A 21,438-nucleotide genomic window follows, 5' to 3' on the forward strand; every position below is an offset into this window, starting at 1 on the left:
GCTGGGCAGGTGTTGCCGCACCGCGCGGGCCGTGATCGGTCCGCATGGGCCACCGACGAGAGGCAGAGAGATGGTCTACAGCAAGCAAGAGACGGCGGGCGCTCCGACGTTGTGTCACGCGGCCAGGTAGTGCGTGTTCCCCGGTTGCGTCGACGCTTGATGTGAGGCTGTTTCCCATGTTCGATCCGGTCATAGCGCCCAGCGGTACGCTGCTCGGCCTGCTCCAGCGAGGCCGCGGCGACGGCACACTGCACGCACTCACCGCCCCGCGCGCGGAAGCGCTCGCGGCCCTCGACCACTGCGTGCTCCACGACCCCCGCCACGACTGGCAGCTCGAGAACCGCTCCCTCTACTACGCCCGGCTCTACCTCGACCTGAACGGCGAGCTGGACGCCATCGAGGCGCACCTCTTCGACCCCGAGGACGTCCTCGACACCGACGAGTCCCGCACCGGCCTCGCGCTCGCGGTCCTCGGGCACCTCGCCTCCTACGGCAGGCTGGACGCGCTCGAACTGCTGCGCAGGTACGCCGCGCACGGCTCCAACTGGGCCTGGGCCCTGGACGAGCTGGCCCTCAGGGACGACGACGCGGGCCTGCGCGCCCTCGCCGCCCCCGTCCTGGCCCGGTTTCCCGCCGACCCGGAGGGCGAGGCCGAGCTGGCCGTCGCCGTTCGGGACGCCTTCGAGCCGAGGCCCTGGCGTCTGTGGGCCGAGCACCCCCGCGCATCGATCGCCACGCGCGTGCGTGCCGCCCAGGAGACCGGCTGTTTCGACCGCTGGCAGCGCCAGATGCGGCCCAGCGGACCACGCCCCGGATGGAGCGTGAGTGCCGTCTTCGAGTGGGCCCAGCAGGGCGTCGAACGCGGTGCCGCCCTCCATGTCCCCGCCGCCCGCTGTCTGGCCGCCGTGGCCGGACCCGAGGACCGGCCGGAGATCCTGCGGGCCGCGCGGGCCGGCACCGAGGGCGCCCGCTGCACGGCTCTGCGCTACCTCGCCGACAACAACGACCCCGACGCCCTCGATCTGATCGAGGCCGCGGTCGCCGACGGCCCCACCCCCGTCGTGGAGGCCGCCGTGGACGCCTTCGAGCGGATGCGCAGCATCGCCGCCGTCGACCGCGCGCGCCGCTGGGCCCAGCGCCCCGACGTGCTCGGCGCCGCCGCCGGACGCATGCTCGCCTGTCGCGGCGGAGCACAGGACAGCGACCTCGTCCTCGGCGCGCTCCGTGAGGCCGTACGCGGCGACGGCCCCGACGCGCCGACCCTGTGGACCCTCGTCGACGGCGCCGGACGCCTCGGCATCGCGTGCGCGGCCCCCGTGCTGCGCCACATCTACCGGGAGACGGCCTCGTCCCACCTGCGCGGCCGCGCGGCCCGCGCCCTGGCCGCCACCGACCCCTCCTTCGCCACCGGCTTCGCCGTCGAATGCCTGTGGGACTGCGAGGAGACCACCCGCGAGATCGCCGCCCGGCACGCCGAGACCGGTGACGCCCGGGTCGTCGAGCGGCTTCGCCGCCTCGCCGCCGATCCGGCCGAGGAGGACGAGGTACAGACAGCGGTCCGCAGCCGTATCGCATCCGAAGGGTCGGGTTCATGAACGCCGCGTGACCCGCGGACCAGGTGGGCGTGGACAACGGGGGACACGTTCTGACCTGCGGGGGTGGGCCGCACAACGCTCACGGATCGTTCCCCGTCCGGAAAGATCGACGTTGACGCGGCCACGTCCGGTACGGCGACAACACCCGTATGCGTGTCGTCATCGTGACCGAATCCTTTCCCCCCGATGTGAACGGCGTGGCTCACTGCGCGTTCCAGACCGCCCGGCACCTCGTAGATCGCGGTCACCTTCCGCTCGTCGTCGCCCCCAGCACCGCGCCCGGCACCAAGCCCGACGCGCTGGCGGAGCCCTGCCCCGTCGTCCGAGTCCCCTCCCTCCCGCTCCCCGGCTACCCCCAGGTGCGCGTCGCCCTCCCCAGCCGACGCCTCGCCGCCGCGCTCACCGAGCACCGCGCCGACGTGGTCCACCTGGCAAGTCCCTTCATCCTCGGCGTCCGCGGCATGGCCGCCGCCGCCCGGCTCGGCATCCCCGCCGTCGCCGTCTACCAGACCGACCTGGCCGGTTACGCCCGCACCTACGTGGGCGCCGGCGAGGCGGCCGCCTGGCGCCGGATCCGCTCCGTGCACTCCGCTGCCGACCGCACCCTGGCCCCGTCCAACGCCGCCCAGCACGACCTCGAGGAACACGGTGTGCCCCGGGTGCGGCTGTGGCCGCGTGGCGTGGACACCGTCCGTTTCCGGCCAGACCTGCGCGACGAGGCGCTGCGCCGCGAACTCGCCCCGAACGGCGAGGTGATCGTCGGCTACGTCGGCCGGCTCGCCCCCGAGAAGCAGGTCGAACTCCTTGCCGGAGCCTGCGGCCTGCCCGGCGTGCGGGTCGTGATCGTCGGTGACGGACCCAGCCACGCCCACCTCACCGAGGCCCTGCCCGGCGCGGTCTTCCTGGGCCGCCGCACCGGCGACGAGCTCGCCCGGATCTTCGCCTCACTGGACCTGTTCGTCCACACCGGCCCCTTCGAGACCTTCTGCCAGACCGTCCAGGAGGCCATGGCCAGTGGCGTTCCGGTCGTCGCGCCCGCCGCGGGCGGTCCGCTCGACCTGGTCGACCACGGCCGGACCGGACTGCTCGTCCCGCCGCGCGACGCGGCCGCGGTGGAGGAGGCCGTACGCACCCTGGCCACCGACCCGGCCCGCCGCGCCGCGTACGGCGCCGCCGGACGGGCCACCGTCGAGGGACGCACCTGGGCCGCCGTCGGAGACCAGCTCATCGCCCACTACGAGGACGTGCGCGCGGCACGGAAGACGGCGGTGGCGGTATGACCGGCCGACCCCTGCGCATCGTCCGGCTCGCCAATTTCGTCGCCCCGGCCTCCGGCGGTCTGCGCACCGCTCTGCGCGAACTGGGCAGAGGCTTCCTGGCGGCCGGACACGAGCCGGTGCTGATCGTGCCCGGCGAGCGGTACACCGATCGCGACACCGAGCAGGGCCGGGTCATCACCCTGCCCGGCCCCCTGCTGCCCGGCACCGGCGGCTACCGCGTCCTGACCGACAAGCGACGCGTCGCCGACCTCCTGGAGGATCTGGCCCCGGACCGCCTCGAGGTCTCCGACCGCACCACCCTGCGGTGGACCGGCCGGTGGGCCCGGCGCGCCCGGGTGCCCGCCGTGATGGTCTCCCACGAGACCGCCGACGGCGTGCTCCGCACCTGGGGCCTGCCCGAGAACCTGTCCCGGCGCGCCGCCGACGCCCTCAACACCCGCACCGCGCACGTCTACTCGCGGATCGTGTGCACCACCGAGTTCGCCGAGCGCGAGTTCGTCCGCATCGGCGCGCGCAATGTCGTACGCGCCCCCTTGGGTGTCGACCTGATGGAACGCCACCCGGACCTGCGCGATCCCGGCGTACGCACGATGCACGCGCGCGAGGACGAGGCGCTCCTCGTGATGTGCTCCCGGCTGTCCGTCGAGAAGCGGCCCGGCACCGCCGTGGACGCCCTGGAGGCGCTGCTGCGGCGCGGACGGCAGGCGGTGCTGGTGGTGGCGGGCGACGGGCCGCTGCGCCCCCGTCTGGAACAGCGCGCGCGGGAACACGGGCTGCCGGTGACCTTCCTGGGCCACCTCTCCGACCGCAGGGCACTCGGCGCGCTCCAGGCCTCGGCCGACGTGTGCCTCGCCCCCGGGCCCGCCGAGACCTTCGGGCTGGCCGCGCTGGAGGCCATGGCGTCCGGGACGCCCGTGGTCGCGAGCGCGTCCTCCGCGCTGTCCGAGGTGATCGGCACCGCCGGCGCGACGGCGGCCGACCACGGAGACGCCTTCGCCGACGCCGTCGAGCTGCTCCTGGCGCGCCCCGAGTCCGACCGGCGGGAGGCCGCACGCGCGCGTGCGGAGTGCTTCGGGTGGGGAGCGGCCGTGGAGGCGTTCCTGGCCGCGCACGACGCGGAGATGCTCCGGCGCCACGACGCCCCGGCCCGCCGCGCCGTCCGGGAGGGCGTGGCATGAGACGCGTGCGCTTCGTTGCCCTCGGTGACTCCCTCACCGAGGGCGTGGGCGACCCGGTCGGTGACGGCTGGCGCGGCTGGGCCGCACTGCTGGCCGGCGGCCTCGCGGCCGGCACCGGGCAGGCCGAGTTCACCAACCTCGCGGTCAGCGGCGCGCAGACCCTGGACGTGCTGGAACGGCAGGCCCCTGCCGCCCTCGAACTGCGCCCGGACCTCGCGTCCGTGGTCATCGGAGTCAACGACACCCTGCGCAACACCTACGACATCCACGCGGTCGCCGCACGTCTCGACCGGGTGTACGCCTCCTTCACCGCCCAGGGCACCACCCTGCTCACCGCCTGCCTGCCCGACCCCGGCGCCATGCTGCGCCTCCCGGCGGCCCTCGCCCGCCCGCTGGCGCGCCGGCAGCGGGCGGTCAACGCGGTCGTCCACGCGCTGTCCGACCGGTACGGAGCGATCCACCTGCACGCCTCCGAGGGCGTCTGGCTCACCGACCGCGCCCTGTGGAGCGCGGACCGGCTGCACCCGGGCGAGCGCGGCCACCGGCAGCTCGCCGTCCGCTTCCACGCCCTGCTCGCGGAGGCGGGCCTGGCCACCGGGGCACCGCCCTCGCCCGAACCGGAGTTCCCCGCGCCGCCCCGCTCGGCGAGCCTGCTGTGGCTGGCCACCGCGGGCACCGGCTGGGTGGTGCGGCGCTGCAACGACCTGCTGCCCCAGTTGCTGCGGCTGGCCGGCGCCGAACTGCGGCACCGCGCGCGGGGCACCGGCTCCCACCTCGACCTGCGCGCGTCCGACGCGGTGTCGTCCGCCCTGTCCGCCCTCGCGGTGGCGGAGCCGCCGGACCGTCCCGAGACCGGCGCCGAGGCTCAGCGGCGTCGTACGGAGACGAACCTGACGGGCGTACCCGGGACCGCCTGCGCCGCCGCCGGGAGGTCGGCCGTGCGGACCACGGCGATCACCGGGTAGCCCCCGGTGGTCGGATGGTCGGCCAGGAAGACCACCGGCCGGCCGTCCGGCGGGACCTGGACCGCGCCGAGCACCATGCCCTCGCTGGGCAGTTCACCTGGCCTCGCTCGCTCCAGCGCGGGGCCCTCGGTGCGCAGACCGATGCGGTTGCTCGCCGCCGACACCCGGTACGCGCGCGTGGTCAGGTCCCGGACCGCCCGTGCCGTGAACCAGTCCGCGCGCGGCCCCGGCGTCACCCGGAGCACGAGTTCGGCCGGCGGGCACGGCTGCGGGACGGCGTCCACGCGCGCGGGCGGCCCGGCCGGGGCGCCGAGCGGCAGCACCGTGCCGTCGGTGAGCGGCGCCGGTCCGAGCCCGGACAGCAGATCCGTGGCGCGGCTGCCGAGCACCGGCTCCACGGCGATGCCGCCCGAGACGGCCACATAGGCGCGGACACCCGCCACCGCCGTTCCCACCTCCAGCAGGTCACCGGCGGGTACGACGACCGGGCCGCCCCAGGCCGCCGGGCGGCCGCCCACCGTGACGGCACAGGGGGCGCCGCCCACCGCGACGGTCACGGTCGAACGGGGGCGCACCGCGCAGCCGTTGAGCGTGGTCTCCAGGACGGCCGCGTCCGGCGCGTTGCCGACCAGCCGGTTGAGGAGCGCCGCCGCGGCCGGGTCGAGCGCCCCGGAGCGGGGCACGCCGAGGTGCGCGTACCCGGGCCGCCCCCGGTCCTGCACGGTGGTCAGCGCCCCGGCCCGCACGACGACGAGCGCACGGTCGGTCATGCGTCCTCCGCCTGTGGGCAGTACGCGCACGCGTGGGCCGCGCGCTGCGTGGGTGCGGGGCCGGTCATGCGTCCTCCACCGGTACGAAGCGCACGCGCGTGCCCGGCGACAGCAGGGCGGCCGGTACGCGCGCGTGGTCCCACAACGGCGCGTCCGTCGTGCCGATCAGCTGCCAGCCGCCTGGCGAGGAACGCGGGTACACACCCGTGTACGGCCCGGCCAGCGCCACCGCGCCGGCCGGCACCGCGGTGCGCGGGGTCGCCCGGCGCGGGACGTCGTAGCGGGCGGGCAGTCCGGTGAGGTAGCCGAATCCGGGCGCGAACCCGCAGAAGGCCACCGTGAACTCGGTGCCCGCGTGGATGCGGGCCACCTCGTGCTCGCCCACCTGCCAGTGGGCGGCGACGTCGGCGAGGTCCGGGCCGTCGTAGCGCACGGGCAGCTCGATCAGCTCACGCGCGCGTGGCGGAGCGGGCGGCACCTCGGCGGACGTCAGTTCGGAAGCCCAGCGGACCGGATCGTCCAGGCCGTCGAGCAGGACGGTACGCGCCGCCGGGACGATCTCCCGGACGGTCAGCGAGCCCTCCGCGCGGCGGCGCAGCAGCTCCGCGTGAAGCGCCTGCGCCTGCTCGCCGGAGGCGACCTCCACGAGCAACGCGTCGTCGCCGACGGGCAGGGCACGCATGCGGTCGACGGGGGTGGATGTTGTGGGGCTGACGGGCGTGGCTGCTGTGGAGTTGATGGGCGTGGCTGTTGTGGGGTTGTCGGGCGCGGCTGTCGTGGGGCTGACCGGCATGGTCGTCGTCGGGCTGACGCGCGTGGTGCTCGTGCGGCCGGCGGGCAGGTCCGTCATGCGAAGGCCTCCACCCGTACACCCGCCGTGATCAGCCGCTCGCGCACGCGGCGGGCCAGCTCCACCGCGCCGGGCGTGTCGCCGTGCAGGCACAGCGAGCGGGCCTGCACGGGGATACGCGTGCCGGAGTGCGCGGTGACCTCGCCGGAGCGTGCGAGGCTCAGTGAGCGGTCCACGACGGTATCCGGGTCGGTCACCACGGCGCCGTCCCGGTCGCGCGGCACCAGCGTGCCGTTGTCGGTGTAGGCGCGGTCCGCGAACGCCTCCGTGACGCCCCGCAGTCCCGCTTTCCCCGCCAGCTCCAGCAGGCGCGAGCCGGGCAGGCCCAGCACCGGCAGGGAGGAATCCGCCAGGAGTACGCCGTCGACCACCGCGCGGGCCTGGTCCTCGTCGCGCACGACCCGGTTGTAGAGCGCGCCGTGCGGCTTGACGTACGCCACGCGCGCGCCCGCCGCCCGGGCGAACACCTCCAACGCGCCGATCTGATAGGCCACTTCGGCCGCCAGCTCGGCGGGCGGCACGTCCATCGAGCGCCGCCCGAACCCGGCCAGGTCCCGGTACGAGACCTGCGCGCCGATCGTCACTCCGCGCTCGGCGGCCAGCTCACACACCCGGCGCATGGTGGCCGCGTCCCCGGCGTGGAACCCGCAGGCCACGTTGGCGCTGGTGACGACGGACAGCAGCTGTTCGTCGTCCGTCAGCCGCCAGCGGCCGAAGCCCTCGCCGAGGTCGGCGTTCAGATCGATCGTCGTCATGGTCTTCCGTGTCTCCGTGTCTCCGGGGCCGTGGCGCTGGGTCTGTGCTGCGTTGCGTGTCGGGTGTTCGGTGTTCGGTGTCGGGCGGCGGGTGTCGGATGAGCTGTGTTCCGTACGTGGGTGTCAGTCCACGCCGACCACGCGGTACTGGTCGTCGCGGGCGTCTGTCAGGAACATGCGGCCCGGTGCGTGGGTGATGGCGAACGGTGGGCGGGAGGCCATGACCGCCGCCTGCGGGGTGACTCCGCAGGCCCAGAACACCGGGATGTCGTCGGGATCGGCGTCCACCGGGTCGCCGAAGTCGGGACGGCCGAGGTCCTCGATGCCGAGGGCCGCCGGGTCGCCGCAGTGCACGGGGCCGCCGTGTACGGCCGGGAGCAGGCTGCTCTCCCGGATCGCCGCGCCTATGTGCTGCGGCGGCACCGGGCGCATGGACACCACCATCGGCCCGCGCAGCCGGCCCGCGGGGCGGCACTGCCTGCCGGTCACGTACATCGGCACGTTGCGGCCCTGCTCGACGTGCCGGATAGGGACGCCGGCCCCGGCGAGGGCCCACTCGAAGGTGAAGCTGCACCCGAGCAGGAACGACACCAGGTCGTCCCGCCAGTGCGCCCGCACGTCCGTCGGCTCCTCCATCAACTCGCCGTCCCGCCACACCCGGTAGCGCGGCAGATCGGTGCGCAGGTCCGCATCGGGCGCGAGGGGAGTCGTGGTGGAACCCGCGTCCGTCACGTCGAGAACCGGACAGGGCTTGGGGTTGCGCTGGCAGAACAGCAGCATGTCGTACGCCCAGTCGGCCGGTACCGAGATCAGGTTGGCCTGAGTGTGGCCGGCCGCGACCCCCGCCGTGGGGCCCGTCAGGCCCTCCCGGAAGCGGTGCCGCGCGGTTTTCGGGCTCCACGCGTGCGCGTGCTCCTCGACGAGGGCGACGGGACGGTCGTCGGTACGGTTCGGCCCCGTCATACCAGCTCCCTCCCGCGCGTCTCGGGCAGTCCGAGCAGGGCAAGCGCCGCCAGGCCGTAGCCGACCGCGCCGAAGACCAGCGCACCGCCCACGCCCCAGCTGTCGGCGAGGAAGCCCACCAGGGTCGGGAAGACCGCTCCCACCGCGCGGCCGGTGTTGTACGTGAAGCCCTGCCCGGTGCCGCGCACCTCCGTCGGGTACAGCTCGCTCAGGTAGGAGCCGAAGCCGCTGAAGATGGCCGACATGCAGAAGCCGAGCGGGAAGCCCAGCACCAGCAGCAGGGTGTCGGCGCCGTGCGGGATGTTGGCGTAGGCCAGGACGCAGACCGCCGACAGCACCGCGAACAGCCAGATGTTGCGGCGCCGGCCGAGCCGGTCGGTGAGGTAGCCGCCGGTCAGGTAGCCGAGGAAGGCTCCGGAGATCAGGAAGGTCAGATAGCCGCCGGTACCGACGACGGACAGGCCCCGCTCGGACTTCAGGTACGTCGGCACCCAGGTCGCCAGCGTGTAGTAGCCGCCCTGCACGCCCGTGGACAGCAGGCCAGCGAAGACCGTCGTGCGCAGCAGGCCGGGCTCGCCGTCCGTGCCGGGGCGGAAGATCGCCGCGAACGAGCCGCGCGCCGGGCTCTGTTCACGGGCCACCGTCGCCTCGGGCGCGTCGTGCACCCGGCGGCGCAGCCACACCACCAGGAGCGCGGGCAGCGCCCCGGTCCAGAACATGACGCGCCAGGCCAGGTCGTCGCCGGCGACGGAGAAGACCAGCGTGTAGACGATCGCGGCCAGCGCCCAGCCGACCGCCCAGGAGCTCTGGACCGCGCCGAGCGTACGGCCCCGGTGGCGCGCGCTCGCGTACTCGGCGACCAGGATCGCGCCGACCGCCCACTCACCGCCGAAGCCGAGTCCCTGGAGGGCGCGGAAGACCAGCAGCGTCTCGTAGTCGGGAGCGAAACCGCAGGCCACGGTGAACACCGCGTACGTGATCACCGTGATCATCAGCGCCCGGACGCGGCCCACCCGGTCCGCGACGACGCCCGCCACGGCGCCGCCGATCGCGGAGACCACCAGCGTGACGGTGGTGATCAGGCCGGTCTGGCCGCTGTTCAGGCCGAACGCGGACGCGATGGCCACCATGCTCAGCGGCAGTGTGAAGTAGTCGTAGGAATCCAGGGCGTATCCGCCGAAAGCGCCGGCGAACGCGCGTCGGCCGCGCGGTCCGAGTGCGCGCAGCCAGCCGAACGCGGCGTCCTCGGCCGGGCGTTCATCGTGCGGCTGTCGTACGCCTGACGTCACGGACCGGGGCGGAGGAGTCGTGCTCATGGGCACCTCGCAGAGAGGGGACGAAGGGTGCGGGAACTGAGCAGTGCGGTGCGCGGTGGGGCGAGCAGCGCGGTGAGCAGTGCGGCGAGCAGTGCGGCGAGTCGTATGCGGAGCGGGCCGTGCGGAGCACCGTAGAGGATCGTTCAACGATCCTTCAATACCCATGTTGTTTCGTTCCTGGGTCTGCGATTGAATTCCGGGCATGGCAGAGCAGCTGACGGGACTGGCCGACGACCGTGCCCTTCTGGGGCGCACCAGCACCGCCGAACGCGTCTCCGACATCCTCAGAAGCCGGATCGCCGAGGGCTATTTCCCGCCAGGCACACGCCTGTCGGAGGACAGCATCGGCGGGGCGCTCGGAGTGTCCCGCAACACGCTGCGCGAGGCGTTCCGGCTGCTCACCCATGAGCGTCTGCTCGTGCACGAGCTCAATCGCGGTGTCTTCGTGCGGGTGCTGACGGTGGAGGACGTCGAGGACATCTACCGCACCCGCTCCCTGGTGGAGCGCGCCGTCGTCCGCGCGCTCGGCGAGCCGCCGTACGCGCTCGACCGGCTCGCCGCCGCCGTCACCGAGGGGCAGCTGGCCGCGCACGAGAATGACTGGAAATCGCTGGGCACGGCCAACATCCACTTCCACCGGGAACTGGTCGCACTCGCCGGCAGCGAACGCACCGACGAGCTGATGCGCAGTGTCTTCGCCGAACTGCGGCTCGCCTTCCACGTCGTCGACGACCCACGCCGACTGCACGAGCCCTACCTCCTGCGCAACCGCCAGATTCTCCAGGCCCTCCAGGCCGGGGACCGGCGCGAGGCCGAACGACTGCTGGAGACCTACCTCGCCGACTCGCTGCAGCGGGTCGTGGAGGTCTACCGGCGGCGGGTCGGCGAGGAGGGAAACGGGGCGGACTGACGGCGGGCGGTGAGCCGGCCCCAGGCCGACGGTTCCGGCCGCTGCAGGCGGACGCCCGGGGCCGGGTGGTGCCGGATGACGCCCAGGGCCGGGTGATGCGGGCAGGCGTCCGGGGGGCGGTGATGCGGGCAGGCGTCCGGGCACCGGTTTCCGCAGGTGTCACGCGTCACTGTGACACCCGCCGCTTCTGCGTCGTTTGGGTCGATGTCAGACCGAGGACCTACTCTGTGCACCGTGACTTCGCCTGCATCGACGGACAGCGTTCCGCCCCAGCTCAGCGCGGGCCCGCGCCCGGCGCCGGGCCCGGCCGCCGACGAGGGGCTGGCACGGCGGCTGCGCGCGCTCGCCTGCACCGCGCCGCTGCACGACCTGGACGCGCGCAAGGCCAACCTGGCCGGCGAATACTCGGTGTACGGCATGGCCGAGGTGGCCCTGTCCGCCATCGACCTGGTCACGCTGAACATGGACTTCGACACGGGCGCCGATCACGAGCAGATAATCGCCCGGCTCGTCCCGCGCATCGCCGCCCAGGCCCCGCGCCGACCCACCGGTGAGCACGAGCGCGTGGCCCGCTGGGTCCTGGAGAACCTGATCAACGTCGGCAGCGTGGACCGCGGCTTCCGCGCGGTGTACGGCACGTTCGCGCCGGACGGCACCTATGTCCGCCGTGACTACGACTTCAAGCTGATCGAAGAGGTCCCCGGCCCCGGCGGCACCGTCTACCTGCGCACCACCGACGAGGCGGTCAACGTCCTGGTCGGCGCCCTGGACACCGACGTCACCAGCGCCCAGATCGCCGCCGAGGTCAAGCTCGAGGTGCTGATCAACCGCGGTCGCCTGGCCGACGCCCAGCTCGCCGCCGAACAGGCCCGCTACCGCACGGTGCAGTACTCCGAGACCCTGCGCCGCGCCCTGGAGGCCACCCGGCGCAACGTCCGCGCGGTCGACTGGCTCAGCGCCGTGCCCGACATGATCGCCGAGGCCCTGGACCACGTGGCGGACCGGTACCGCCATGAGAACGCGATCCTCACCAACATCCGCAAGGCCCGCGACGAGACCGAGGACCCCGAGCACAAGCGCCGCGCCGCCGAGCTGGTGGACATCGTCAAGGACTGCATCCGGCGGCACACCCAGCTCCAGTCCCGTCTGCTGGAGGCGGGCCCGCTCTTCCGCGCCGAACAGGACCGGCAGGCCTTCGCCACGCCCAGGGCCACGTCCGGGATCGACCTGTACGGCCACCTGGTCGCGCCGGTGCTGTCGCTGCCCCTGGGGCAGGCGATCCGGGCGACGGACGCGTTCTTCGCCCGTGGTACGGGTCTGCGCACCCCCGCGTCCGTACGGGTGGGCGACCTCGTCGACATACTGCTGACGCCGCCGGTCGAGCGGGAGCACCTGGGCGCGGAGATGCCCGAGCCCGACCTGATCGCCACGCCGGACGACAGCCGGTTCAGCGAGGAGCAGTTGGCCGCCGCCACGGAGCTGCTGGACCTGCCGGCCGACGCGCCACGGAGGCTGTCGGGGCTGCTGGTGCAGGCGCGGCGCACCGGGGACCCCGATCTGGCCTATCTGGTCGCCCTGATGGCGGTCCACGCGGCCAGCCCCGCCGTGGGCACGGCCTACCGCCAGGGCGAGGGGAAGCTGCTGTTCGCCGTGGACGACGGGACCGAACTGGACGATCCCGAGTTCGGCGGCGCCGATCTGATCGTGGGGACCGCGTTGCTGGACGCGGCGGGGATGGCCGCCGACAGGACGGAGGCCGCGTGATGGTTCTGTCGGTGGGCGGGTGCGGGCCGTTCGGGGCCCGTCGCGCCCCGCGGCGGAGCCGCAGACCGATACCGCCCCACGCCCCCGAGCGAGTCGGGCGTCACCCTCGTTTCAAGTTCAAGGAGTTGCAGTCGTGAGCGAGCACGTCGAGTGGAGTGACGCGGAGGCCCCGGCCCCGCAGGCGACCACCGCCGTCACCCCCGCCGACGCCGCCGACGCGGCGCGGCTCGTCGCCTTCGGGCTGCAGCCCAAGCTGCAGCCCGCGCGCGACCAGGAATACACGGAACTGCTGCGCCGCTACCGCGAGGACCCGGCGTTCGCCCGGCTCGCCGACGCGGTCGCGGCCGGACTCGGACTCGTCGTGCTGGAGGTGTCCCCGCGCGCGGGGATGGCCGTGACGGCCGCCGAGGACTCGGTGTTCGCCGTTCGCATGGGCGACTACGCGCGTCGCACCGCCGCCGACTCCGGCGACCGCTTCCTGCACGGTCTCGCCCATCTCGCCGTCGCCGCGCTGGCGTTCCCGCGCCCCGAGGACCTGGCCGACGATTCCTACATCGGCCGGGTCACCGTCAACGGCGTCGACGCCTTCGTACGGCAGGCCTGCCGCCGCATCGAGGAGCGCGCGGAGGAACTGGGCGAGAACACCGACCCGGCGACCGACGCCCCCGACCTGGAGGCCGCGTGGCGGATCTGGGCGAGACGCAGCGCCACCGGCGCCACCAAGGACGCCCGCCGGCCGGCCGCCTCCACCACGGGCATCGTGGCCAAGGCCGTGACCTTCCTGACCGACTCCGGCTTCCTCCAGCGCACGGGCGACGACAACGGCGGCACCTACCGCACCACGGCGCGCTACCAGCTCCAGGTGCGCGACATGGCCGGCAGCGCCGCGATGGCCGAACTGCTGGAACTGGGCGTCGTCCCGGTCACCGACGGCACGGCCAGCCTGCTGCCCGCCGAGGAGACCGAGGACCTGGACCTGGTGGCCGAAGCCGGGCTGCCGTTCCACTCCTGACGCTCCCCGAAGCATCCGCACCGCCCGAACCACCGCACCTTTCCGAAGACTTAACGCGAGAGTCCGCCATGTACGAGCTGTCCCGGGTCCGCCTCTACTCCATCGGGCCCGCCGGTGCGCGCTACGCCGACACCGTGCTTGACCTGCGGGGCGTGGGCAAGCCCGTGCCCGACCCGGCGCCCGCACAGGCAGAGTTCTTCGAGGAGGAGCCGGTCGGCCCGCCGCGCCGGCCCGCGCCCGCGGGCGTGCTGTTCCTGGAGAACGGCGGCGGCAAGTCCGTCCTGCTCAAGCTGATCTTCTCGGTGATGCTGCCGGGCCACCGCAACACCCTCGGCGGCGCCAGCTCCGGCGTGCTGCGCAAGTTCCTGCTCGCCGACGACTGCGGGCACGTCGCGCTGGAGTGGCAGCACGTGCAGACCGGCGAGTGCGTGGTCGTCGGCAAGGCCAGCGAATGGCGCGGGCGCCAGGTCTCCAACGACCCGCGCAAGTTCGCCGAGGCCTGGTACTCCTTCCGGCCCGGCCCCGGCCTGAGCCTGGACAACCTGCCCGTCGCCGAGTCCACCGCCGTACGGCCGCCCGTCGAGGGGGCTTCCGGCGCCCAGGGCCGCCGCCGCACCATGAAGGGTTTCCGCGACGCGCTCACCGAGGCCGGAAAGGCCTACCCGCACCTGGAGGTGCACTGGGAGGAGATCCACGAGCGCTGGACCGAGCACCTCGGCGACCTCGGCCTCGACCCCGAACTCTTCCGCTACCAGCGCGAGATGAACGCCGACGAGGGCGAGGCGGCCGGTCTCTTCGCGGTCAAGAAGGACTCCGACTTCACCGACCTGCTGCTGCGCGCCGTCACCGACACCCGTGACACCGACGGCCTCGCCGACCTCGTCGGCGGCTTCGGCAACAAGCTGGGCCGACGCGCCGAGCTGATCGCCGAACGCGACTTCACGGCGGGCTCCGCCGACCTGCTCGGGCGGATCGTCGAGGCCGCCGACGCCCGCTCACGCGCGCGTGACATCCACGCCGGCGCCGAGCGCCGTACCCGCACGCTGGCCCGGCGGCTGTCCGCGCGGGCCGTGCGGGAGCGGGTGCGGGCCGCCGACCTCGCCCAGCGCGTCACGGCCGCCGCCTACGCCGTCACGCACTCCGAGGGCGCCCGCGAGCGCAGCTCCCTGATCGCCGCCGAACTCGCCTACCGGCACGCCTCCCTGGCACTCGCCGCCGCCGAGAAGTCCGCCGCCGCGCAGAAGCGCGAACTGGCCGACGCGCGCACCCTGCACTCCGCCTGGCAGGCCGCCGAGGCCGTGCTGCGCCACCGTGCCGCCGCCGACCGCGTGGCACGCGTGTCCGCCGCGATCCAGGAGGCCGAACGGGACGCCGCGCCCGCGCTCGCCGCCCGCGCCAAGGCCGCCGTGGACCTCGTACGGGCGCTGCACGCGGCCGCCGAGAGCGCCGAGGCCCTCGCCAACGAGGGGGAGGAGCGCTCCGCCGACCTCCAGGAGGTCAGCGACAGCGCCCACCGGGACTCCACGACCGCCGCCACCGAGGCGCAGCGCGCCCGCAGCGAGGCCGGACACCTGCGCCAGCGCCTCGCCGAGGTCGAGCAGGAGACGGCGCAGGCCGTCCGCGCGGGCTGGCTCGACGACAGCGCCCCGGACGCCGACCCCGCGCGCGCCGCGCTCGCCGCCAGTGACGCCGAGAAGACCGCCGTGGCCGCCTGGGACACGGCCCGCGAGGCCGCCCGCAAAGCGACCGAGCACGCGCGCGAAGCCGCCTCCGCCGAGTCCCGCGCCGAACTGACCGCGGCCCGCGCCGCCGACGCCGCGACCGCGGCCGAACGGGCCCACGAGGCCGAACGGCGTCTCGCCGAGGCCCTCGCCGCCGAGGAACGGCTCGCGGAACTGCTGAGCCTGCCCGGCGTGCCCGCCGGACGGGCCGGAGTACCGGGCTCCCGGACGGGAGCGGACGACGCGACCGGCCCCGACGGGGCCCCGCACGGCCCGGCGACCGGCGGAACCGACCGCGGAGCACGCGGAGCCGCCGGCGAGACGCACGACCTCGACGGTGGGGCACGCGACCGGGCAGCCGGCTCCGGCGCCGACGGCACCCCACGGCCCGTCGCCGAGGGCACTCTGACCCCGGAGGAGCTGGACCGCTTCGCCGACGAACTGCGCGGGCTGCTCGACGACGCCGTCACCTCCGCCGAACGGCACCTCTTCGAGCTGCGCACCGCCGCCGCCGACGACGCCCGCATCCTCGGCGCCCTCGGCGACGGCGGGCTGCTGCCGCCCGGACCGGACGTCCTGGCCACCGTGGAGTTCCTCGGCGAGCACGGCATCCCCGCCCTGCCCGGCTGGCGCTACCTCGCGCAGGCCGTCGACCCCGCCGACCACGCGCGCGTGCTCGCCGCCCGGCCCGAACTGGTCGACGGCGTCATCATCACCGACCCGGACACGCACGCGCGTGCCCGCGACGCGCTCAGCGACGCGGCCCTGCTGCCGCGCTCGACCGTGGCCGTCGGCACGGCCGCCGCTCTGCTCGCCCCCACCCCGAGCCCCGACGCCGGCCCCGGGGACGTCTTCCTCGTACCGCCGAACCCGGCCATGCACGACGAACACGCGGCCGACGAGGAGCGGCAGGCACTGCGCGCCCGCACCACCGAGCGCGACGAGGAGATCCGCACACGCGCCGCCCGGCTCGGCAAGGACCGCGAACTGGCCGCCCGGCTCGCCTCCTGGCGCACCGGCTGCCCGGCCGGACGGCTCACCGAACTCGCCGAGACCGCACAGGAGGCACGCGCCTTCGCCGAGGAGACCGAGGCCGAACTCGCCGAGACGCGCACCACACGCGCGGAGGCCGACGAGACCGCCGCCGAGGCCACCCAGGTCCGCGACGAGCGCCAGGAGGCGGCGCAGAAGGCCCGCCGCGCCGCCGACGCCCTCGCAGGCCTCGCCTACCGCCTGCGCGAGCGCGCCGGCTGGCAGGTCAGGCTCCGCGAACTCGCCGACGAGGCGGCCGAGTCGGAGGCCCGCGCCCAGACCTGTCTGGACCGCGCCCGCGCCGCCGACGAGGACCGCCGCGCCGCCCAGCGCGCCGCCGACGACGCCCGCCGCACCGCGCGGGCGCTGCGCGCCGAGCGCTCCGAGATCGCGGGCGCCCCCGACGACGTACCGGAGGGCGACGCGGACGCGCCGAAGGCGTCCCTGCCGGCCCTCCGCGAGGCCTACCGAGCCGCCTCCCAGGTGTACGAGAAGGTCGGCGTCGGCGCCGACCTGCGCGCCGAACAGGCCCGCGCGGAGAGCGACGAGAGCGCCGCCCACGCCGAACTGGACCGCCTCACCAACAAGGTGCGCACCCGCGCCGAGCAGCTGCTCGAGTCGCCCGACGGCTCGGACGGCCCCTCCCGGCAGGCCGCCGCCGCGCGCGCGGAGGAGCTCGTACAGCTCCTGGAGACCCGCATGTCGACCGCGAGCGAGCAACTGGGCCGGCTGCGCGGCGAAGCCGAACGGCACGCACCCGAGGACGGCGAGGCGCACACCGAGCTGCCCGAGGAACTCGTCCCGCGCGACGCCGAGCACGCCCAGACCCTGCTGCGCACCGCGACGGGCGAACTCGCCGCCCGCAACGCGGCGCTGAACGAGGCCCGCGAGGCGCACGCCGAGCTGCTGGAGGCACACCGAGCCGCCGAGGACGCGGCCGGCGGCTTCGACGAGATCGCCGCGATGCTCCGCGACCTGCTGCGCGAGCACACCTCCGATGAAGAGCAGGAGCAGCCGGAGCCGTACCCCGGCAGCCCGGAGGAGGCCCGGCACTCGGCCGCCGAGGCCCGCCGCTCGCTGCGCGGCTGCGCCGCCGACCTGTCCGCCGCCGACGCGGCCGTGCGCGAGGCGAGCGACATCCTCGTCCGGCACGCCAACTCCACGCGCTTCGAACAGGTCCGCACCCCCGCCCGGCAGCAGATCCGCGAACTGCCCGCCTCCGCGCTGCCCGAGCACGCCCAGAAGTGGGCCGACGCCTTCGCGCCCCGACTGCGCGTCCTCACCGACGAACTGGCCCAGCTGGAGCGCAACCGGGACTCCATCGTGGACCGGCTGCGCGGGCTCGTGGAGTCGGCGCTGGCGACGCTCAGGTCCGCCCAGCGGCTGTCCCGTCTCCCGGAGGGGCTCGGGGAGTGGTCCGGGCAGGAGTTCCTGCGCATCCGCTTCGAAGAACCCGACCAGGCGACCCTCACCGAACGACTCGGCGAGGTCATCGACGAAGCCACGCGCGCGGCCGTCAAGAAGAACTCCGACATGCGCCGCGACGGCATGTCCCTGCTGCTGCGCGGAGTCGCGGCGGCCCTCCAGCCCAAGGGCGTGGCCGTCGAGATCCTCAAGCCGGACGCCGTGCTGCGCGCCGAGCGGGTTCCCGTCGGACAGATGGGCGATGTGTTCTCCGGCGGCCAGCTGCTCACCGCCGCCATCGCCCTGTACTGCACGATGGCCGCCCTGCGCTCCAACGACCGGGGACGCGACAAGCACCGGCACGCGGGCACGCTGTTCCTGGACAACCCCATCGGCCGCGCCAACGCGACCTACCTGCTGGAGCTCCAGCGGGCCGTGTCCGATGCGCTGGGCGTGCAGCTGCTGTACACCACGGGTCTCTTCGACACGACGGCTCTCGCCGAGTTCCCGCTGGTCATCCGCCTGCGTAACGACGCCGACCTCAGGGCCGGCCTGAAGTACATCAGCGTGGAGGAACACCTCCGGCCGGGACTGCCCCAGCAGCCCCAGGCCGGAGAAGCGGTGCACAGCGAGATCACGGCGACCCGGATGTTCAAGCGGCCGGCGCCGACGACCAGTTGATCAACAGGTTGACCAACTCATCGATCAGGAATCCTCCTTGATCATGTCGGCGCATTTCTCGCCGATCATCATCGTCGTGATGCACGGGCCGGCGAAGACGATGTTCGGGTTCTTGCCGCCCAGTTCCAGCGCGACCTTCTTCACCGTGCCGGCGGCGGCCGCCATCAGCCGTCGGCCCGCTTGCAGACCACCGGTGAAGGAGACGAGATCGACGTCCGGGTGGTCGCCGAGCGGAGCCCCCGCCTTGGGTCCGGCACCCAGCACGAGGTTGGCCACGCCCGGCGGCAGGCCCGCCTCGGCCAGCAGCCGGACCAGGTGGATCGCGGTGTGCGGGGTCAGCTCGCTCGGTTTCAGGACGAAGGTGTTTCCGGCCGCGAGGGCGGGCGCGGCCTTCCACGCGGTCTGCAGGAGCGGGTAGTTCCAGGGCGTGATCAGGGCGCAGACCCCGACCGGCTCGTGCACCACCCGGCTGTCGACGCCCTCCCGGCCGGTGTCGACCACCCGCCCGGTCTCGCTCGCGACCAGGTGCCCGAAGTACCGGAAGCAGTTCACGATGTCGTCGATGTCGTACGCGCTCTCCACCAGTCGCTTCCCCGTGTCCAGGGACTCGGCGCGGGCCAGGGCGCCCTTGTCGCGCAGCAGCAGTCCGGCGACCCGCCGCAGCAGGTCACCGCGCTCCTGCGAGGCCGTGCGGGGCCAGCGGCCGGTGTCGAAGGCGCGGCGGGCCGCCGCGACCGCCTCCGCCGTGTCCTTGCCGCCCGCCTCGTCCACGACCCCGACCAGCGAGCCGTCGGCGGGGCAGCGGATCTCGCGGGTGCGGGCGTCCAGGGCGCCGCGCCACTCGCCGTCGATGAACAGGTCAGGCACGGTCGCCTCCCGGCTTCCCTAGCTTCTCCAGGAGCCACGCGTGGAAGATCTCGATGTGGTGCTCGTTCGGGACCAGCACCCCGCCGCCGCGGTACGCGCGCGAGGACATCCCCGGCTGGGTCCGCTCGCAGGCGTCGAAGTCCTGCACGTTGACCCGGTGGAACAACTCCACGGACCGGGAGACGTCCGCACCCGACGCGACCACGTCGGGTGCGTAGAGCCAGTCGCACTCCACCACCGTGCGGTCCACGGCCAGCGGGAACATGTGGTGCAGGATGACGTGGTCCGGTACGAGGTTGACGAACACGGTCGGCTTGATCGTGATGGCGTAGTAGCGGCGATCCTGTTCCGGGCTCACCTCCGGGAGCCTGCCGAAGCCCTCGCCGCCGTCGACCGTGAAGCCCTTGACCTCCTCGCCGAACTCCGCGCCGTGGCCCACGTAGTACTGGGCCGCGTACCCGTCGGCGAACTCCGGGAGCACGTAAGTGAGTTCGGGGTGGATCGTCGCGCAGTGGTAGCACTCCATGAAGTTCTCGACGATCAGCTTCCAGTTGGCCTTCACGTCGTAGGTGACGCGCTTGCCGAGTTCCAGCTTCTCGGTGCGGTAGTGCTCGATGGCCGCCGCGTCACCGAGCCGCTCCACGGCCGCGGACATCACCGTGTCCTCGAAGGAGGGGGGTTCGACGGCGAGACACACCCAGGCGTAGCCGAGCCATTCGCGCAGAGCCACGTTGATCAACCCGTACGCGACCCGGTCGACGTCGGGCATCTTGATCAAGTTGGGTGCGGCGATCAATGTGCCGTCAAGGTCGTACGTCCATGCGTGGTAGGGGCACTGGAGGCTGCGCCGCACCTCGCCGGACTCCTCGGTGCACAGCCGTGCCCCTCGGTGCCGGCACACGTTGAGGAAGGCACGAAGTCCACCGGTGCGGGTGCGCGTGATGATGACGCTCTCGCGGCCCACCTGGACCGTGCGGAAGGCACCGGCCTGGCCAGGTCGGCGGTGCGGACCGCGCAGAACCACATGGACTCGAACAGCGCCTCCTGCTCCCGCCGGAAGACGTCCGGGTCGGTGTAGTAATGCCCGGGGAGCGTGGCGATCAGGCTGGGGGAGAGCGGGGCGGACGGGGACGGGCTTGCCGGAGAGGTCGGGGTCGTCGTCACGGACGGGCTCCTCAGGCGGGCGCGGTGGCGGTGGGGGTCCCCCCGCTCGACCGGAGCCGAGAGTGGAGGCGGGCGGGGTCGAACAGGCCGATCGGATGCGCGGTGGAACCGGTCAGGGCCAGGTCGGCCAGGATCTCGCCGACGACGGGCACGAACTTGAAGCCGTGCCCGGAGAAACCGCAGGCCACGGTGACCGACTCCGGATGCGCGGGGTGCGGGGCGAGCACGAAGTGCTCGTCCGGGGTGTTGGAGTACATGCAGGTGGCGGCCTTGAGGAAGGTGCCGGGCAGGTCCGGGACGCAGCGGGACATGTGGTCCGCCATGGCCTGGATCTCGTGCGGGTGGACGGTCCGGTCGATGGTCTCCGGGGTGGTGACCTGCCCCTTCCTGAAGAAGGCGACCTTGGCGCCCAGTTCGGGACCGTCGATGGCCGGGAAGCCGTAGACCTGGACGCCGGCGGCGTCCTCCCAGACGTAGATCGGGTGGTGGTGCGGCTCGAACGGCCCGGTACCGCCCCGCGGCTGGAACCAGTACATGATCTGCCGCTCGATGGCGAACGGCACCCCGAGGTCGGTGAGCAGCCGCGGCGCCCACGCGCCGGGGCAGATCACCAGATGGCCGGCCGTGTACGTGTTCTCGGCCGTGTGCACGCGCACCCCGTCCCGGTACGGCTCCCAGCGCAGCATGGGTTCCTCGAAGTGCAGATCGGCGCCCTGCCGCGTGGCCAGCTGCAGATGGGCGGCGACCATGTTCTCCGGGCGGACCAGGCCCGCCTTCTCCTCGTACAGCGCGACCTCGTCGTCGTACGGGTCGAGGGTCGGGAAGCGGCGGCGGATCTCCCGCGCGTCCAGCATCTCGTGCGGCAGGTCCCACTCGGTCGCCGAACGCAGCGCACCGGAGACGGTCCGCGAGTCGGGCGGCCCGACCATGACGCCCCCGGACAGGACGGCGATGTCCCGCCCGGTGGCCCGCTCCAGGTCCTCGTACAGCTCGTAGGCGCGCAGCAGCAGCGGTACGTACGCCGGGTCCTCGAAGTACGACTGCCGGGTGACGCGGGAACCGCCGTGGCTGGAGCCGCGGTTGTGCACCGGGCCGAACTTCTCCAGGCCGAGGACCCGGGCGCCGCGCGCGGACAGGTGGTGGGCGGCGGCGCTGCCCATGCCGCCGAGACCGATGACGATCACGTCGTAGGTGGGGGACACGTCACGGAC

General features: G+C 73.9%; 14 protein-coding genes and 2 pseudogenes. 8 read left to right on the plus strand and 8 right to left on the minus strand.

Annotation, left to right across the window (positions count from 1 at the left end; all coding sequences use genetic code 11):
- Nucleotides 1–176 precede the first annotated feature (176 nt).
- The 4 genes from ACWD5D_RS28275 to ACWD5D_RS28290 all read left to right on the plus strand — a co-directional run bounded on the left by ACWD5D_RS28275 (nt 177) and on the right by ACWD5D_RS28290 (nt 5,018).
- Nucleotides 177–1,595, plus strand: a complete 1,419-nt coding sequence (locus ACWD5D_RS28275; RefSeq protein ID WP_451375570.1) for a HEAT repeat domain-containing protein — start codon at nt 177–179, stop codon at nt 1,593–1,595.
- 149 nt (nt 1,596–1,744) lie between these two features.
- Complete coding sequence (locus ACWD5D_RS28280) at nt 1,745–2,875, plus strand: glycosyltransferase family 4 protein (RefSeq protein ID WP_451375571.1); 1,131 nt, start codon at nt 1,745–1,747, stop codon at nt 2,873–2,875.
- Complete coding sequence (locus tag ACWD5D_RS28285) at nt 2,872–4,053, plus strand: glycosyltransferase (protein ID WP_451375572.1); 1,182 nt, start codon at nt 2,872–2,874, stop codon at nt 4,051–4,053. The genes ACWD5D_RS28280 and ACWD5D_RS28285 overlap by 4 nt, the downstream gene beginning before the upstream one ends.
- Complete coding sequence (locus ACWD5D_RS28290; RefSeq protein ID WP_451375573.1) at nt 4,050–5,018, plus strand: SGNH/GDSL hydrolase family protein; 969 nt, start codon at nt 4,050–4,052, stop codon at nt 5,016–5,018. Before ACWD5D_RS28285 ends, ACWD5D_RS28290 begins: the two co-directional genes overlap by 4 nt.
- Here ACWD5D_RS28290 and ACWD5D_RS28295 read toward each other — a convergent pair.
- The 5 genes from ACWD5D_RS28295 to ACWD5D_RS28315 form a co-directional block, all read right to left on the minus strand.
- Nucleotides 4,919–5,788: a 5-oxoprolinase subunit C family protein gene (locus tag ACWD5D_RS28295; RefSeq protein ID WP_451375574.1), complete on the minus strand. Its 870-nt coding sequence runs from the start codon at nt 5,786–5,788 to the stop codon at nt 4,919–4,921. The two genes, ACWD5D_RS28290 and ACWD5D_RS28295, sit on opposite strands and share 100 nt — an antisense overlap.
- A gap of 64 nt (nt 5,789–5,852) precedes the next feature.
- Nucleotides 5,853–6,470 carry a 5-oxoprolinase subunit B family protein gene (locus ACWD5D_RS28300; RefSeq protein ID WP_451375609.1) on the minus strand — a complete coding sequence of 206 codons (618 nt, stop codon included), beginning with the start codon at nt 6,468–6,470 and terminating at the stop codon, nt 5,853–5,855.
- 164 nt (nt 6,471–6,634) lie between these two features.
- Nucleotides 6,635–7,393 (minus strand): LamB/YcsF family protein, encoded by a 759-nt coding sequence (locus ACWD5D_RS28305; protein ID WP_451375575.1) that lies wholly within the window; start codon nt 7,391–7,393, stop codon nt 6,635–6,637.
- A 123-nt stretch (nt 7,394–7,516) separates the two neighbouring features.
- A complete protein-coding gene (locus ACWD5D_RS28310; protein ID WP_451375576.1) occupies nt 7,517–8,356 on the minus strand; it encodes a putative hydro-lyase in 840 nt (279 codons plus the stop codon).
- Complete coding sequence (locus tag ACWD5D_RS28315) at nt 8,353–9,672, minus strand: MFS transporter (protein WP_451375577.1); 1,320 nt, start codon at nt 9,670–9,672, stop codon at nt 8,353–8,355. The genes ACWD5D_RS28310 and ACWD5D_RS28315 overlap by 4 nt, the downstream gene beginning before the upstream one ends.
- 202 nt (nt 9,673–9,874) lie before the next feature.
- Here ACWD5D_RS28315 and ACWD5D_RS28320 point away from each other — a divergent pair, with 202 nt between their 5' ends.
- The 4 genes from ACWD5D_RS28320 to ACWD5D_RS28335 all read left to right on the plus strand — a co-directional run bounded on the left by ACWD5D_RS28320 (nt 9,875) and on the right by ACWD5D_RS28335 (nt 18,196).
- A complete protein-coding gene (locus tag ACWD5D_RS28320; protein WP_451375578.1) occupies nt 9,875–10,582 on the plus strand; it encodes a GntR family transcriptional regulator in 708 nt (235 codons plus the stop codon).
- A 234-nt stretch (nt 10,583–10,816) separates the two neighbouring features.
- On the plus strand, nt 10,817–12,346 hold the full coding sequence (locus tag ACWD5D_RS28325) for a hypothetical protein (protein ID WP_451375579.1): 1,530 nt from the start codon (nt 10,817–10,819) through the stop codon (nt 12,344–12,346).
- A 133-nt stretch (nt 12,347–12,479) separates the two neighbouring features.
- Complete coding sequence (locus ACWD5D_RS28330) at nt 12,480–13,358, plus strand: hypothetical protein (protein WP_451375580.1); 879 nt, start codon at nt 12,480–12,482, stop codon at nt 13,356–13,358.
- 68 nt (nt 13,359–13,426) lie between these two features.
- Entirely contained in the window at nt 13,427–18,196 is a 4,770-nt protein-coding gene (locus ACWD5D_RS28335) for a hypothetical protein (RefSeq protein ID WP_451375581.1), read from the plus strand.
- 90 nt (nt 18,197–18,286) lie between these two features.
- On the opposite strand, the pseudogene ACWD5D_RS28340 reads toward ACWD5D_RS28335, so the two are convergent.
- From ACWD5D_RS28340 to solA, 3 genes and pseudogenes are all read right to left on the minus strand, one after another.
- A pseudogene (locus ACWD5D_RS28340) lies at nt 18,287–19,063 on the minus strand (aldehyde dehydrogenase family protein); the annotation flags it as partial.
- Nucleotides 19,056–20,227 (minus strand): annotated as a pseudogene (locus tag ACWD5D_RS28345) (aromatic ring-hydroxylating oxygenase subunit alpha). The pseudogenes ACWD5D_RS28345 and ACWD5D_RS28340, both read right to left, overlap by 8 nt.
- A gap of 11 nt (nt 20,228–20,238) precedes the next feature.
- Nucleotides 20,239–21,429 carry an N-methyl-L-tryptophan oxidase gene (gene solA / locus ACWD5D_RS28350; RefSeq protein WP_451375582.1) on the minus strand — a complete coding sequence of 397 codons (1,191 nt, stop codon included), beginning with the start codon at nt 21,427–21,429 and terminating at the stop codon, nt 20,239–20,241.
- Nucleotides 21,430–21,438: the final 9 nt, after the last annotated feature.

The sequence above is a fragment of the Streptomyces sp. NPDC002520 genome, assembly GCF_053595235.1.